General features: G+C 67.5%; 17 protein-coding genes. 11 read left to right on the top strand and 6 right to left on the bottom strand.

The features are described from left to right. The first annotated feature begins 56 nt into the window (after positions 1–56). From nusA to rbfA, 4 genes are all read left to right on the top strand, one after another. Positions 57–1,052: a transcription termination factor NusA gene (nusA, locus tag ACVXZ4_RS11645; RefSeq protein WP_461795007.1), complete on the top strand. Its 996-nt coding sequence runs from the start codon at positions 57–59 to the stop codon at positions 1,050–1,052. Positions 1,053–1,129: 77 nt separating this feature from the next. Beyond that, the gene (locus ACVXZ4_RS11640) at positions 1,130–1,417 is read left to right on the top strand and encodes a YlxR family protein (protein WP_461795006.1); all 288 of its coding nucleotides are present in this window, start codon (positions 1,130–1,132) and stop codon (positions 1,415–1,417) included. Positions 1,418–1,524: 107 nt separating this feature from the next. Beyond that, the gene (infB, locus tag ACVXZ4_RS11635; RefSeq protein ID WP_461795005.1) at positions 1,525–4,206 is read left to right on the top strand and encodes a translation initiation factor IF-2; all 2,682 of its coding nucleotides are present in this window, start codon (positions 1,525–1,527) and stop codon (positions 4,204–4,206) included. Positions 4,207–4,333: 127 nt separating this feature from the next. Next, entirely contained in the window at positions 4,334–4,774 is a 441-nt protein-coding gene (gene rbfA / locus ACVXZ4_RS11630; RefSeq protein ID WP_461795004.1) for a 30S ribosome-binding factor RbfA, read from the top strand. A 4-nt stretch (positions 4,775–4,778) separates the two neighbouring features. On the opposite strand, the gene ACVXZ4_RS11625 is transcribed toward rbfA, so the two are convergent. Together ACVXZ4_RS11625 and ACVXZ4_RS11620 are read right to left on the bottom strand one after the other, a co-directional pair. Then, positions 4,779–5,639 (bottom strand): Fpg/Nei family DNA glycosylase, encoded by an 861-nt coding sequence (locus ACVXZ4_RS11625; RefSeq protein ID WP_461795003.1) that lies wholly within the window; start codon positions 5,637–5,639, stop codon positions 4,779–4,781. Positions 5,640–5,671: 32 nt separating this feature from the next. Next, entirely contained in the window at positions 5,672–6,541 is an 870-nt protein-coding gene (locus ACVXZ4_RS11620) for an HhH-GPD family protein (protein WP_461795002.1), read from the bottom strand. 62 nt (positions 6,542–6,603) lie between these two features. On the opposite strand from ACVXZ4_RS11620, the gene ACVXZ4_RS11615 reads away from it, so the two are divergent. Then, positions 6,604–7,263, top strand: coding sequence for a nucleoside/nucleotide kinase family protein (locus ACVXZ4_RS11615; protein ID WP_461795001.1), 660 nt, complete (start codon positions 6,604–6,606; stop codon positions 7,261–7,263). A gap of 61 nt (positions 7,264–7,324) precedes the next feature. Here the strand turns inward: ACVXZ4_RS11615 and ACVXZ4_RS11610 are convergent, their stop codons facing one another. Together ACVXZ4_RS11610 and ACVXZ4_RS11605 are read right to left on the bottom strand one after the other, a co-directional pair. Continuing rightward, complete coding sequence (locus tag ACVXZ4_RS11610; RefSeq protein ID WP_461795000.1) at positions 7,325–8,320, bottom strand: ketopantoate reductase family protein; 996 nt, start codon at positions 8,318–8,320, stop codon at positions 7,325–7,327. 32 nt (positions 8,321–8,352) lie between these two features. Beyond that, complete coding sequence (locus tag ACVXZ4_RS11605) at positions 8,353–9,783, bottom strand: MFS transporter (RefSeq protein WP_461794999.1); 1,431 nt, start codon at positions 9,781–9,783, stop codon at positions 8,353–8,355. A 70-nt stretch (positions 9,784–9,853) separates the two neighbouring features. Here ACVXZ4_RS11605 and ACVXZ4_RS11600 point away from each other — a divergent pair, with 70 nt between their 5' ends. From ACVXZ4_RS11600 to ACVXZ4_RS11580, 5 genes are read left to right on the top strand one after another with little or no spacing between them, the layout of a single operon-like run. Then, entirely contained in the window at positions 9,854–10,498 is a 645-nt protein-coding gene (locus tag ACVXZ4_RS11600) for a TetR/AcrR family transcriptional regulator (protein ID WP_461794998.1), read from the top strand. After that, positions 10,495–11,424, top strand: a complete 930-nt coding sequence (truB, locus tag ACVXZ4_RS11595; RefSeq protein WP_461794997.1) for a tRNA pseudouridine(55) synthase TruB — start codon at positions 10,495–10,497, stop codon at positions 11,422–11,424. The genes ACVXZ4_RS11600 and truB overlap by 4 nt, the downstream gene beginning before the upstream one ends. Continuing rightward, the gene (locus ACVXZ4_RS11590; protein ID WP_461794996.1) at positions 11,421–11,789 is read left to right on the top strand and encodes a hypothetical protein; all 369 of its coding nucleotides are present in this window, start codon (positions 11,421–11,423) and stop codon (positions 11,787–11,789) included. Before truB ends, ACVXZ4_RS11590 begins: the two co-directional genes overlap by 4 nt. A gap of 10 nt (positions 11,790–11,799) precedes the next feature. Then, positions 11,800–12,267: a hypothetical protein gene (locus ACVXZ4_RS11585; RefSeq protein WP_461794995.1), complete on the top strand. Its 468-nt coding sequence runs from the start codon at positions 11,800–11,802 to the stop codon at positions 12,265–12,267. Next, a complete protein-coding gene (locus ACVXZ4_RS11580; protein ID WP_461794994.1) occupies positions 12,264–13,229 on the top strand; it encodes a bifunctional riboflavin kinase/FAD synthetase in 966 nt (321 codons plus the stop codon). Before ACVXZ4_RS11585 ends, ACVXZ4_RS11580 begins: the two co-directional genes overlap by 4 nt. A 128-nt stretch (positions 13,230–13,357) precedes the next feature. Here ACVXZ4_RS11580 and ACVXZ4_RS11575 read toward each other — a convergent pair whose 3' ends face one another. After that, entirely contained in the window at positions 13,358–14,290 is a 933-nt protein-coding gene (locus tag ACVXZ4_RS11575) for an ROK family protein (protein WP_461794993.1), read from the bottom strand. Then, complete coding sequence (locus tag ACVXZ4_RS11570) at positions 14,287–14,625, bottom strand: hypothetical protein (RefSeq protein WP_461794992.1); 339 nt, start codon at positions 14,623–14,625, stop codon at positions 14,287–14,289. Before ACVXZ4_RS11570 ends, ACVXZ4_RS11575 begins: the two co-directional genes overlap by 4 nt. A gap of 42 nt (positions 14,626–14,667) precedes the next feature. Between ACVXZ4_RS11570 and ACVXZ4_RS11565 the strand changes: the two genes are divergently transcribed. Next, positions 14,668–15,156: an SRPBCC domain-containing protein gene (locus ACVXZ4_RS11565; protein ID WP_461794991.1), complete on the top strand. Its 489-nt coding sequence runs from the start codon at positions 14,668–14,670 to the stop codon at positions 15,154–15,156. Positions 15,157–15,187: the final 31 nt, after the last annotated feature.

Raw genomic sequence — 15,187 nt, 5'->3', positions numbered from 1 at the left:
TTCGTGCGCGCGACTGCAGTGCACGGGAAGACAATCGAAAATAGTGGAGGCCCTCAGTGGACATCGACCTGAGCGTGCTGCGCCTCTTGGAGCGCGAGCGCGAAATTCCGTTCGACGAACTCGTGGTGATCATAGAGCAGGCCATCCTGACGGCCTACCTCAAGCACACCGAGACGCCGGAGAGCAAGGACGGCAACGCGCATGCGCGGGTGTCGCTCGACCGCAAGTCGGGGCACGTGAGCATCTTCGTGCCCGAGCTCAACGACGAGGGCGAGGTCATCGGTGAAGCCGAGGACGTGCCGGACGACTTCGGGCGCATCGGCGCCTTCGCCGCGAAGCAGGTCATCAACCAACGTCTCCGAGACATCGGCGACGACAAGGTGCTCGGTGAGTTCAAGGGTCGCGAGGGCGACATCATCGCCGGAGTCATCCAGCAGGGTCCCAACCCGCGCATGATCCACGTCGACCTCGGCACCATCGAGGCGATCCTTCCCCCGGAAGAGCAGGTGCCAGGGGAGGTGTACGCGCACGGTTCCCGCATCCGCGTCTACGTCACGAGCGTGAGCAAGGGCCTGAAGGGTCCGCAGATCACTGTTTCTCGCACGCATCCGTCCCTCGTCCGCAAGCTCTTCGCTCTCGAGGTCCCGGAGATCGCCAGCGGCGTCGTGGAGATCGTCTCGCTCGCCCGTGAGGCCGGCCACCGCACCAAGATCGCGGTGAAGGCCAACGAGCCGGGGGTCAATGCCAAGGGCGCCTGCATCGGCGAACTCGGGCAGCGCGTGCGGGCCGTCACCGCCGAGCTCAACAACGAGAAGATCGACATCGTCGACTACAACGAAGATCTCGCGACCTTCGTGGGCAACGCGCTGTCGCCTGCCAAGGTCACCTCGTCGTACGTGATCGACGCGTCCACCAAGGCGGTGCGAGCCCTCGTGCCGGACTACCAGCTGTCGCTCGCAATCGGCAAGGAGGGGCAGAACGCCCGTCTCGCAGCCAAGCTCACGGGCGCGCGCATCGACATCCAGCCCGACTCGATCCTCGACCAGGACTGAGCTCGGTCCGGGGCGGATGCCTTGGAGCGGCCCGGTGGGATGGCGCGCCTCGGCACTCTGTTGCAGAAGGGGATAAGATGAACTCCGTTAGAACCTGTCTCGGCTGCCGCGAACGTGCTGACAGATCCCTCCTCGTGAGGGTAGTTGCGCGTGATGGCGAGGCCGTTGTGGATGTTTCCGCAACACTTCCCGGCCGAGGCGCCTGGGTGCATCCGACAACCCGCTGTGTAGAAACAGCGATCGCTCGCAAGGCGGTCGCCCGTGGTCTTCGAGCGGATGGTGCCCTGGGTACCGCAGGACTTCTGACGGCAGTGGCGACACTGCAATCGCACGACACAGTCGGCGTTCCATCCGGAACGCCCTAACGAACAGGCTGATTGACCAATGGACAACTAATGAGCGGCTCGAAATGAGACCCGTCCACAATTAAGGCCTTCTCCTGATCGGGAGTCGGCCCGACAAGGAGAACACTGTGGCAAAACCACGCGTGCACGAGATCGCAGCAGAACTCGGCATTGACAGCAAGAAAGCCCTTGAGAAACTCAAGGAAATGGGCGAGTTCGTCAAAGGACCGTCTTCCAGCATCGAACCCCCGGTAGCCCGCAAGCTGCGCGCCGCCCTCGAGGCCGATGGCATCAAGGCACCCGAGAAGCCGGCCGCTCCCGCGACCCCGGCCGCTCCGGCGCGCCCCGCGCCCGTCGCCGAGGGCCCAGCGGCCCCGGCTCCCGCAGCCCCCGCGGCTCCGACTCCGGTAGCCGAGACCCCGGCCGCCCCCGCTGCCGCAGCGGCACCGGCCGCCCCGGCGGCCGAGGGATCCAGCATCCCGCGCCCCGGAACGGCCCGCCCCGGCAACAACCCCTTCGCGAGCACCCAGGGCATGCAGCGTCCCGGCGCTCCCCGCCCGGGCAACAACCCCTATGCCTCGACGCAGGGCATGAACACCCGTCCGGCGGCCTCGCCGACCGGTATCCCGCGCCCGTCTGCGCCGCGTCCCGGAGCCCCGCGCCCCGGCGGACCCGGCCAGGCCGCGCAGCGTCCGGGCGGCTTCGGCCAGCGTCCGGCCGGTGCCGGTGGATTCCGCCCCGGCGGAGCTGGTGGGGCACGCCCGGCCGGTGCCGGTGGATTCCGCCCCGGTGGCGCGCCCGCGGGCGCTCCCGGCTCGAACTTCGGCCCGAACCGCCCCGCTGGCGGTGGCGGTCGCGGTCGCGGACCCGGCGGTGGTACCGCAGGTGCCTTCGGTCGCGGTGGCGGCAAGAGCAAGGCGCGCAAGTCGAAGCGCACGAAGAGGGCTGAATTCGAGCTTCGCGAAGCCCCGTCGCTCGGTGGCGTCAGCGTTCCCCGCGGCGATGGGAAGACATCCATCCGCCTTCGTCGTGGCGCTTCGATCACCGACTTCGCCGACAAGATCGACACGAGCCCCGGCAACCTGGTGACCGTACTGTTCCACCTCGGACAGATGGCCACCGCGACCGAGTCGCTCGATGAGGCGACCTTCGACATCCTCGGCGAGGAGCTCGGTTTCAAGATCGAGATGGTCTCGCCAGAGGACGAGGATCGCGAGCTGCTCAGCGGCTTCGACATCGACCTCGACCAGGAGCTGGACGACGAGACCGACGACGACCTCGAGGCACGTCCTCCCGTGGTCACCGTCATGGGTCACGTCGACCATGGAAAGACGCGCCTGCTCGACGCGATCCGCAATGCGAACGTCGTCGCCGGTGAGGCGGGTGGGATCACCCAGCACATCGGTGCCTACCAGGTCATCACGGAGCACGAGGGCATCGAACGCGCCATCACCTTCATCGACACCCCGGGCCACGAGGCGTTCACCGCCATGCGCGCCCGCGGTGCGCAGGTCACCGACATCGCCATCCTCGTGGTGGCGGCGGACGACGGCATCATGCCGCAGACCATCGAAGCGCTCAACCACGCGCAGGCGGCCGGCGTGCCGATCGTCGTCGCGGTCAACAAGATCGACAAGGAGGGGGCAAACCCCGCCAAGGTGCGCCAGCAGCTCACCGAGTTCGGTCTCGTCGCGGAGGAGTATGGCGGGGACACGATGTTCATCGACGTCTCTGCGCTCAACAAGATCGGTATCCCCGAGCTTCTCGAGGCAGTGCTGCTCACCGCGGATGCCGGACTCGACATGCGCGCGAACCCCAACAAGGACGCACGCGGTGTCGCCATCGAGGCCAAGCTCGACAAGGGACGTGGTGCGGTCGCGACCGTGCTCATCCAGTCGGGAACCCTCGAGGTCGGAGACGCGATCGTCGCAGGGACCGCCTATGGCCGAGTTCGTGCGATGTTCGACGAGAACGGCACGGCAGTCGAGTTCGCCACGCCCGCCCGTCCGGTCTCGGTGCTCGGACTCACGTCCGTTCCCCGCGCAGGTGACACGTTCCTCGTCACCGACGATGACCGTACGGCCCGCCAGATCGCCGAGAAGCGCGAAGCAGCAGAGCGCAATGCCCTGCTGGCTCGCAGCCGCAAGCGCATCAGCCTCGAGGACTTCACCAAGGCCCTCGAAGACGGCAAGGTCGAGTCGCTCAACCTCATCATCAAGGGTGACGTCTCCGGTGCCGTCGAGGCGCTCGAGGAGTCGTTGCTCAAGATCGAGGTGGACGACAGCGTGCAGCTGCGCATCATCCACCGCGGTGTGGGTGCGATCACCGAGAGCGACGTCAACCTGGCGACGATCGACAACGCGATCATCATCGGATTCAACGTGCGGCCCGACACGAAGGCGCGCGAGCGTTCGGCTCGTGAGGGTGTGGACGTTCGCTTCTACTCGGTCATCTATGCAGCACTCGAGGATGTGGAGAACGCCCTCAAGGGAATGCTCAAGCCCGAGTTCGAAGAGGTGCAGTCCGGTGTCGCCGAGATCCGCGAGATCTTCCGTTCCTCCAAGTTCGGAAACGTCGCCGGTGTCATCGTGCGCAGTGGAACCATCACTCGCAACGCCAAGGCTCGGGTCATCCGCGACGGCGTCGTGGTCGGGGACAACCTGGCCATCGAGTCGCTGCGTCGCTTCAAGGACGACGTCACCGAGGTGCGAACGGACTTCGAGGCCGGTATCGGTCTCGGCAAGTTCAATGACATCCAGATCGGCGATGAGATCGAGACGATCGAGCTCAAAGAGAAGATCCGCGTCTAACTCGTTATCAGCCTCCGGAGGAGGCAACCAGGACAGAGGCGGAGCTCCGCAAGCTCCGCAAGCCTCTTTACCTGGTCGCCTCCTCCGGCGGCCTCCAGCTATGACGCTCTAAGAAAAGGGAAGAACAATGGCTGACCCGGCTCGCGCCGCCAAGATGGCGGATCGCATCAAGGTGATCATCGCGAAGACTCTTGAGCGGGGCCTCAAGGACCCGAGACTCGGGTTCGTCACGATCACCGACGTCAAGGTGACCGGCGACCTGCAGCACGCCTCGATCTTCTACACCGTCTACGGCACCGATGAGGAGCGTGCAGATTCCGCGATCGCCCTCAAGTCGGCGACCGGCATGCTCCGCAGCGAGGTCGGCAAGAACATCACCGCACGGCTCACGCCGTCGCTCGAGTTCATCGCCGACGCCGTTCCGGAGAATGCCAAGCACATCGAAGCGCTCCTCGCGGAGGCGGCCAGCCGCGACAGCGAGATCGGCGGCCTGCGCAGCACCGCCACCTACGCTGGCGACGAGGATCCCTACGTCAAGCCGCGGGTCATCGCCGACGACGAGGACTGAGCTCCTACTTCAGCAGCCGCGAGAGCACGCGGTCGGCCAACGGCTTGCCGCCGGTCTGGCAGGTCGGGCAGTACTGGAACGTCGAGTCGGCGAAGATCACCTGCCGAACCGTGTCACCGCAGACCGGGCAGGCGAGTCCGGTGCGTCCGTGCACCTGGAGTCCCGACTTCTTCTCCTTCTTCAGTTCCGCCGCCGAGAGGCCGTCGGCACGGGCAATCGCTCCGCGCAGTGTGGCCTGCATCGCATCGAAGAGACGTTCCACGTCTTCCGGTGGCATCGACGCGGGCTTGAACGGCGACATCTTCGCGATGTGCAGGATCTCGTCCGAGTAGGCGTTGCCGATGCCCGCGATCAGGGATTGGCTGCGAAGCACGCCCTTGATCTGAGACCGCCCGGCGCCGGCGAGGATGCCGGCGAACATCTCGAGAGTGAACGACGGGTCGAGCGGATCGGGCCCGAGCCGCGCGATGCCGGCCACTTCGGCGGGATCGCGCACGATCCAGATCGCCAGGCTCTTCTTCGTGCCGAACTCGGTGATGTCGAGGCCCGATCCGTCGTCGAGCACGAGTCGCGCGGCCACCGGCCCCTTGCCGAGTCGGGACGGTGGCGGAGGAGGATCCTCGCGCCAGCGGATCCAGCCGAGGAGCGCGAGATGCATCACGAGGTGGAGTTCACCGATGGCCAGGTCGAGGAACTTACCGTGCCGGTCTACACTCCGCACCACCTGCCCGGACAGGGCGGATGCCGGCGGGTCGAAGGTCTTCATCACCGCGAACGACAGGGGCTGGAAGCGATCGATGGTGCGTCCGTCGAGGCGAGCCGTGAGGTCGGCAACCATCGCGTGGATCTCGGGCAACTCGGGCATGTGACAAGTCAACTCCGTTGCTCCCCGCTCGTCTAGGACGGCAGCTCGTAGCCGACGACGGCGGATCCGACCACCAGGCCGTCGGCGAGCAGACCGGCCAGCGCCCGGGCGCGCTGCGTGGCATCCTCCCAGACGCTGTCGAGCTCGGATGCCTGCACCGGCACATCCGACGCGCGGAGCTCGGCGAGGATCAGCCCACGAACCTGCCGGTCGGAGCCTCCGAATTTCTTCTGGACAGGCTTGCGCGCGCCGAGGTAGGGCGGATACCCAGCGGCCCGCCATGCACAGGCGTCCGCGAGCGGACACTCATCGCAGCGCGGTGCGCGGGCGGTGCAGACGATCGCGCCGAGCTCCATCGCCCCGGCGTTGAAGAGGCGAGCTCCTTCGTCGTCATCGGGCAACAGGGCGTCCATGGCGGCGAGATCCCGCTTGGCAGAAGGTGGCCCGGGTTCGGCGTCGCCGTCGATGGCCCGGGCGATCACGCGTCGCACGTTCGTGTCGACGACGGGATGCCGGTCACCGTAGGCGAACACGGCGACCGCCCGCGCGGTGTAGTCGCCGATGCCCGGGAGGGCGAGCAGTTCGTGCACCGCTCGCGGCACCACTCCGTCGTGCCGTTCGGTGATGGCCACGGCCGCGGCGTGCAGGTAGAGCGCGCGCCGGGGATACCCGAGCCGATTCCAGGCCCGAACAGCCTCACCGGAGGGCACGGCGGCCAGTGACGGCGCGTCGGGCCAGCGCTGCAACCACTCCTCCAGCCGCGGAATCACCCGCACCACCGGCGTCTGCTGCAACATGATCTCGCTCACGAGAGTGCCCCAGGCGCTGAAATCGGGACGGCGCCAGGGGAGGTCGCGCCGGTTGGCCACGAACCACTCGTTGACGGCGTTCGCGATGTTCACCGCTCCACTCTACGAAGCCCGGCGACCCTCGCCGCACAGGCATCGAGCGTAGGCTAGCCCGCATGGCCAGATGGCAGCCCGAAAAGAAGGATGTACTCGACGCTCTCGCCGCCGAGATCGTCGCCCTGTACGCGGGCGGACGGGTCGTCGTCGCGATCGACGGGATGGATGGCGCGGGCAAGACCCATTTCGCCGACGATCTCGCCGCCGCGCTCACGGCGATTGGCCGCTCGGTCTTCCGGGCATCCATCGACGACTTCCACCGCTCCCAGGCCGAGCGTCACTCGCGCGGAGCTGATTCGCCCGAGGGGTACTACCGCGATTCCTTCGACTACTCCACTTTCCGTCGTGTGCTGCTCGAGCCGTTCCGCATGGGGGGCAGCACCGCATTCGTGACGGCGTCGTTCGACCGTGTACGCGACCTTCCCGTGCAGTCGAAGTGGCGCACCGGGCCGAAGGACGCGATCCTCGTGATCGATGGGATCTTCCTTCTCCGTCCCGAGCTCGCCGGGCTCTGGAACTACTCCATCTGGCTCGACGTGCCGCGGGAACTTGCGGAGCAGCGGATGCTGGACCGTGATGGCCCGACGGAGAACGCCGAACGCTACCGTGGAGGCCAGGACCTCTATCTTGCCGAGGCGAAGCCGCGCACCACGGCGTCGAGCATCATCGACAACCGTGACTTCGAGCATCCGAAGCGGGTGTTCGCCGACTCTTGCTGAGTGGCCGCACACCATCCGTGTGTGATCCGTGGCATGGGCGCTCGTCGCGCAACCCGCGTGGCTACCGCCCCAGAGGTCGCTGCATCCGGTCGATGACAGTGGCGACGGGCACGAACTGCCCGGTCTTTTCCACCTCGTGAACGAGCTCGACGAGTTCCGCGCTGACCGGTGTCGGCACTCCCGCAGCGACTCCCCGCTGAACGACCGCCCCGTTGAGATAGTCGATCTCGGTGGGCTGGCCGCGACGGATGCTCTGGAGCGTCGATCCCGGATTCGGCCGCGATCCCATCCGACGTTTCATGAGCAGTGGCAGAAGTTGCCCGGCGGATGCCGGCAGTCGCCCGAGGGCGGACAGGGTGCGGTTGGAGAGCCCCTGCAGCGGGGCGAATTCGATGTCGATCGCGCGCGCCACTCGCACGGCCTCGCGCATCGTCTCGGTCATGATCGCGCGCAGTTGGCGGTCGGAGATGACCTCCTGCACGCTGAGCCCGGTGACCGCGGAGAGGCCGTTGACGTGGTTGACGATCAGCTTGGTCCACTGCGCGCCCTCGAAGTTGTCGGTCAGCTCGACCGGCATCACCGCCCCGAGGATCTTCGAGGCGTAGAGCGCCGGCAGCACGGGGCCGCCGAGGAACGTGGGACCAGTGGTCGTGATGGAGATCGTGCCGGGGGAGAGGTAGGAGGCCGCATACAGCGCGAGGGCGCCAACGATGTCCGACCGGGGTGCGGCACGGCGGGCCGTGGTGATCCCCTCCAGGCCGTTCTGCACGACGACGACGGGTATCCCGACGAGAAGCTCGGCGCTGGCGCGAAGAGCGGTGCGGGCATCCTGGGCTTTCGTGGTGAGGAAGGCGATGTCGGGGGAGATGGTGAGGGCGTCCACCGCGTCGACGCGCACGGTGAAGTCCCCCCAGCCACCGGCGAGCGTGAGGCCGTTGCTCGCCAGCGCCGCGAGCTGCTCGCCGCGCGCGACGACCTGCACCTCATGCCCCGACCGCGCAAGGAGACCGGCGATCGTGCCGCCGATCGCGCCGGCCCCGATCACCGCTACCCTCATGCCCCGATCCTAGCGAGCGGGGCCGGTGCCGATCAGCGAGCCGGACTCGGGAGCGCCGAAGCGCGCCGCGAGGGGAGCAGGAGGGCGATGACGGCCGAGCCGAGCAGCACCGACGCTCCTACCGTGATCGCCGGGATAGCGGCATCCACATAGCCGGTGGGAGTGAGTTGCCCGCCGGCACCGGTGAAGACCGCGGTGAGCACGGCGATTCCGAGGGCCACCCCGATCTCGCGAAGAGTCGAGTTGGTGCCGCTCGCCTTGGCGCGGTCGGGTTCCGCGATTCCCGCGAGCACCGCGGTCGAGGATGGCGCGAAGACGAGTCCCATTCCGATGCCGGCGAAGACGAAGGCGCCGACCATGTCGCTGTAGGCGGCGTCGACGCTCATGGTGCGCGAGAGCCAGAACACGCCGACGGCTTGGAACAAGAGCCCGGTGACGATGAGCACCCGGGTGCCGATCCGGGAGGCAGCGAGCCCGGCCAGGGGCGCGACCACCATCGGTGCAAGTGTCCACGGCATGGTCATCACGCCCGCCTCGAGGGGAGAGTGCCCCTGCACGATCTGAAGGAACTGGATCAGGATGAAGATCGATCCGAACATCCCGAAGCTGAAGGTGAGACCGACGACGTTCGCCACGCTGAAGCTGCGGTTGCGGAAGAGTCGCAGCGGCAGCAGCGGAGCGGATACCCGTGCCTCCCACCAGACGAAGGCGGCGAGCAGCGCGGCTCCTCCCACGAGGGCGACGAGCACCTCCGCGCTGCTCCAGCCGGCGTCGTTGCCACGAATGATGCCGTAGACCAGCCCGAGCACCCCGACTCCCACGAGCAGCAGGCCGACGACATCGGCGCGAACGCGCGCGCCGAAGCTGTTGGGAAGGGCGAGGAGCACGAGGGGCACGCTGATGATGCCGACGGGCACGTTGATCCAGAAGATCGCCTGCCAGTTCCAGCCCTCGACGACGGCTCCGCCGATGAGGGGGCCGAGAGCCACACCGAGGCCGGAGATGCCTCCCCAGATGCCGATGGCGAGTGGTCGCATCCGCTCACTCACCGAGCCGACCAGCAGGGTGAGGGACAGCGGCATCAGGGCCGCGGCGCCGACCCCCTGCACCGCCCGGGTCACGATGAGCATCCACGGTTCGGTACTCACGGCCGAGAGGGCGGACGCGATCGTGAACACGGCGATTCCGGCGACGAAGACCGATCGCCGGCCGAGACGATCGCCGAGGGCGGCCGCCATGAGCATGAAGGTCGCAAAGCTGAGTGTGTAGGCATTGACGAACCACTGCAGTTCATCGATGCCGGCGTGCAGGTCGGTGCGGATCACCGGCAGGGCACTGGTCATCACGAGATTGTCGAGGGTAGCCATGAACATCGGAAGCGAGGCGGCGACGATCGCGAGCCAGATCGGGATGCGGCGCGCCGCACTCCGGACCACCGGGACGGGGGCTTCGGTGATGGTCATTGGTCCTCCGCTTTAAGGTATCGACTGATTACTTAACTGACTTTAGTTATCGACTGATAACCTGTCAAGCGTGACGATCCCTGAGACTGCGAAAGACCTCCCGGCAACCCGCATGCGGGCCGACCGACGCCGCGAGTTGATCCTCGACGCGGCGATGCGGGTCTTCGGCGATCATGGCTACGTTGGCACGACGACCGCGGAAATCGCCCGAGCGGCCGGGGTCAGCCAGCCCTACGTCGTGCGGATGTTCGGCACGAAGGAGAAGCTGTTCATCGAGGTGCTGCACCGGGCGCTCGACGCGCTGCTCGCGGCATTCCGGGGGGCGCTCGCCGAGGAATCGGAAGTGCCGGTCTCCCGCCGGATCGGCCTCGCCTATGTCGGCCTCGCCGCCCACCGCGGACTCCTGCTCTCGCTGATGCATGCCTTCGTGCTCGGGGGTGATCCGGGGGTCGGGCCGGTCGCGCGGGAGGGGTTTCTCTGCGTCTACCGCTTCCTGCGTGAGGAAGCGGGCTTCACCGTCGACGAATCGCAGAACTTCCTCTCGGGTGGCATGCTGATCAATACGATGATCGGACTGCGAATGACGGATGACTTCGACCGCGATCCGAGTGCCCGCGAGCTGCTCACCGCGGCCTTCCCCGAGAAACTCGACCTGATGCGCAGTCTCACCGAGCCGGTGGGCGCGGCTTCCAGCGGTGCGGAGGGGGAAGCGTGACCGAGGCGCTCGGCCGCAGCGGCATCCTGCTCATCGACAAGCCCGCCGGCATCACCAGTCATGACGTCGTGGCGCGCACTCGCAAGCGCGCGGGCACGCGAAAGGTGGGGCACGCCGGCACGCTCGATCCCATGGCCACCGGGCTCCTCGTGCTCGGCATCAACAACTCGACCCGGTTGCTCACTTACCTCGTCGGGCTCGACAAGGAGTATTTCGCCACCATCAGGCTCGGGGCCGCGACGAACACCGACGACGCCGAGGGTGAGACGATCGAGGTCGCTGGGCCTGCACGGGTCGAGGCGCTCAGCGCTGACGAGGTCTCCGCCGCCCTCGTGCCGCTCACCGGTGCCATCAGCCAGGTCCCGAGCAGTGTGAGCGCCATCCGGGTGGATGGCAAGCGCGCCTACACGCTCGTGCGCGAGGGCGAGACCGTGCAACTCGCCGCCCGTTCGGTGACTGTCTCGGAGCTCGAAGTGCTCGCTTCGCGCCGCGTGGACGGCTTCTACGACCTCGATGTGCGGGTGCGCTGCAGCTCCGGCACCTACATCCGGGCGATCGCGAGGGATCTCGGCGCCGCCCTCGGAGTGGGCGGGCACCTGACCGCTCTGCGGCGCAGCATGATCGGACCATTCAGTGTCTCGGATGCCGCAGAGCTCGAGTCGCTCGACGTGGCCGCCGCGCTGCTCTCGCCGGCCGCAGTCGCGACCGCGCTGTTCCCGGTCTTCGCGCTCGCCCCCGACCAGGCCGTGGACCTCGGGCACGGAAAGCGTCTCGTCGCCGAGCGGCCCGCCGGCCCGCCCGGGCCGGTCGCGGCGATCGCTCCCGACGGTCGCCTCGTCGGCCTGCTGGAGTTCGCCGACGGCGTCGGCAAGCCGATCGTGAACTTCGCCCCCGACATCCTCGTGCCGCCGGTAGCAACGGCATGATCGAGTGGTTCACCTGGCTGCAGGTCGGGGTCGCGGTCGTCGCCGGGTTGTTCTGTCTCGTGCTCGGACTCTTCGGCCGCCAGCCGAATGACTACTCGCTTGGGGCGACCCTGCTCGTGGAGCTTCTGCTCGTTGCCCAGCTGGTCGTCGCGATTGTGGCACCCTTCGTCGGCAACCCGCCGCGCGGCAGCCTTCCCGAGTTCTACATCTACCTCATCTCGGCACTCCTGCTTCCGCCCCTGGCCGGATTCTGGGCGCTGCTCGAACGCAATCGCTGGGCCACCGTCATCCTCGGTGTCATCTGTCTCGCCCTCGCGGTGATGGTCTATCGCATGTATCAGATCTGGGTCTTCCAAGTGGCCTAATCTTGAGATGATGGCTGTCAACTCTTCCCCCCGCCCGGCGCGGACCAGGACACTCGGAATCGGACGGGTGCTGGTCGCCGTCTACGGCATCCTCGCCCTCGCTGCGACCGGCCGTTCGGTGTTCCAGATCATCGACAGGTTCTCCGAAGCGCCCCTCGCGTTCTCCCTTTCCGCTCTCTCTGCCGTGGTCTACATCGTCGCGACGATCGCTCTCGTCGCGCCGGGTGCCGCCTGGTATCGAGTCGCTCGGCTCACGATCGGGTTCGAGCTCGTCGGAGTGCTCGTCATCGGCACCATCAGCCTCGCCGCTCCCGGCCTGCTCGGGCTGCACAGCATCAACCCGTTCGGGCGCGAGTCGACGGTCTGGTCCGCCTATGGACTGGGTTACCTCCTCATCCCGCTTGTGCTGCCAGTGCTCGGCCTGCTCTACCTGCGTGCCCGCCGGCCGGTCGCGATCGAGGCGGACGTCACGGCATGAAGTTCTATCCTTCTCTCGACGCGGTGCCGGAGGACTTCGGTCCCTCGGCGGTCACGATCGGCAAGTTCGACGGCGTGCACGCGGGTCATCGCAGCGTCATCGCGCGACTGCGACAGGAGGCCGCGGCGGCCGGGCTGGTGTCGACGGTGCTCACCTTCGACCGTCATCCGCTCGCGCTCCTGAGCCCGGAGAATTGCCCGGAGAGCCTCACGAGCAATGACCAGAAGCGCGCGGTGCTCGAGACGACCGCAATCGACGCGCTGGTGATGATCGAGTTCACGCGCGATTTCAGTCTCGAGGAGCCGGAGGCCTTCGTGACGGATGTTCTCGTCTCCACCCTGCACGCCAAGCTCGTCTTCGTCGGCCCCGACTTCCGGTTCGGCCACCGGGGGCTCGGAACCGTCGATCTCCTCGAACGGCTCGGCCGTACTCATGGCTTCGAGGTGCGGATGATCGAGGCCGTGCGACCGCTCGGCGACCGCGTGATCTCCTCGACCTGGATCCGCGACCTGTTGTCCGAGGGGCGTGTCGCCGAAGCGGCGACCCTGCTCGAGCGCCCCGCGACGGTGCGAGGCATCGTGGTGCCGGGGGAGCGCCGTGGGCGTGAGCTCGGCTATCCCACGGCAAACCTCGCCCGCTCGGTGGAGGGATTCGTACCGGCCGACGGGGTCTACGCGGCCTACGCGACGGTCGATGGCCGCACGATGCCGGCGGCCGTCTCCATCGGCAACAACCCCACCTTTGCCGGCGTGCCCGACAAGCAGATCGAGGCCCACCTGCTCGACGAAGACCTCGACCTCTATGGCAAGACCGTGGAGATAGCCTTCCTGGAGTACATCCGCGGCATGGAGAAGTTCGCGAGTGTCGGCGAGTTGGTGACCCAGATGTCCCTCGACGAGGCTCGGGTGCGGCAATTGCTCGGGATGCCGGCCCGCACGACCCCGATCGGCCCGCGAGCGTAGTCGGTCGCTCGCGCGTTCGCCGGTGGGGTGGCCGGGGGTGCGGATCACCCCTCGGCGCCAGCCATGATGCAGCGCCCGTCAGGGTGCAGCGACGCTCGCGAGACGATCTGCCGCGGGATCGCGAATTCTCAGGCGACGACCTCGGAGCGGTGCACGAGCGCCGCAGCACCGATGAGTGGTCCATCGCTCGAGAGCCCGGACGGCACCACTTTCACCTTGGTGACGAAGCCGAACTGCCACCTCTTGGCGATAGCGGTACGCATGTGGTCGAAGAGCACGGGGGTCACCTGCGAGAAACCTCCGCCGATCGCCACGATCTCGAGATCGACGAGGGATGTCGCGGAGGCGATGACCTGCCCGATCGCGCGACCGGAGCGTTCGACGGCGGCAGCGGCGATCGGATCTCCGGCGCGAAAGCTCGCCCCGAGTTCCTCGCCCGTGGTGCCGGTCCAGCCCTGACGACGGGCCCACGCGACGGTCTTGGGTCCGGACGCGATGGCCTCGACGCATCCGATTCCGCCACACAGACAGGGATCGTCGAAGCCAGCGACCTCGACATGACCGATGTGGCCGGCGTTGCCGGTGGGGCCAGACACGGTGTTGCCGTGCAGTACGAGGCCGCCCCCGATTCCCGTGGAGACGATCATGCCCATCACATTGTCATAGCCGCGACCGGCGCCGATCCAGTGCTCCGCGAGGGCGATGCAGATGCCGTCCATCCGCAGAAGCACGGGGATGTCGGGGAGCGCTGCGGCTACCTGGTCGCGAAGCGGATACTCGCGCCACACCCCGAGGTTGAGCGGTGACACGCGACCCTCTGCCTCGTTCACCGGGCCCGCCGAACCGATGCCGGCGCCGATGAGGGCAGCGCCGAGAGGGAGGGCCGCCGTCGCGAGTCCGACGACCTCGTCGACGGACAGGGCGAGGCCGTCCGAATCGCGCTCCGGCCCGGTGGGCGCACGGAAGCGGCTTCCGGCGAGAACGGCGCCGTCGGGATCGACAAGGGCGGCTTCGACCTTGGTGCCGCCGACATCCACGGCGAGGGCGTATGACGAGCTCATGCCGCGACTCGCGATGCGATGAACAGCACGAGGTAGTAGAAAGCGAACATCGCCACGATGCCGACCAGCGGCCAGTAGAACGCCCAACGACCGCGAACCTCGAAGAAGATGAAGAGGGCGGTGCCGGCAAACCACGAGAGCACGGCGAGGATCTTGGTGAGGATGCCGAAGACCGGCAGGACGAACTGGTCGGCGTAGAAACCGGCGAGCGCGAGCATGAAGATGAGGCCGACGAGGCTGAGGACGATGGCGACCGCGATGTCGAGGATCACGAGCGGCCGTGGCCTGATTCTGCCGGTCACGGCAGAGGGCGGATTAGGCGTCTTCGTCGTCATGGCACCAGCATATGGGACGGGTCGCGGCGTAAAGTTGACCCCGTGCCCGCCGCCGACCTGAACTTTGAGCGCACGATCGACCTGCCGCCGGTCATCGTCTGGGACGCACTGGTCGATCCGGATCTGCTGGCCGGCTGGTTGGGCGAGGTGCGCCGGGATACGGCAGGTTCGACGGGTTTCCACATCCTCTGGCCCGGTGTCGATGCCCGGCAATCGACCGCCGGATCGGTCGCTGAACTCGACGCTCCGCGGCACCTTCGGGTTGTCACCGACAATCGCGGGGTCATCGAGTGCTGGCTCGCGAGCGTTGCCGGCGGCCTGAGGGGCTCGAGCACCGAACTCCATCTGCGGATCGCGTCCGGGATCGAGCCCGCCTTCGCCACGAGGGTGCGCGACGAGTGGGAGACGAGCCTCGATCGCCTCGAGCGGCTCCTTCACGGGCATCCGGTCGACTGGGATCTCGACGAGCGGTCGGAAGGCACCACCGGGGTCGGCGGCACCTTCGATCGGTCGGTCAACTCTCCGCACTGAGGGCCTGCTCAGGTGCGCATCCAGCGCCGAG

The sequence above is a fragment of the Lacisediminihabitans sp. FW035 genome (assembly GCF_054880895.1).
This window is presented reverse-complemented; position numbering and strand designations above follow the sequence as displayed.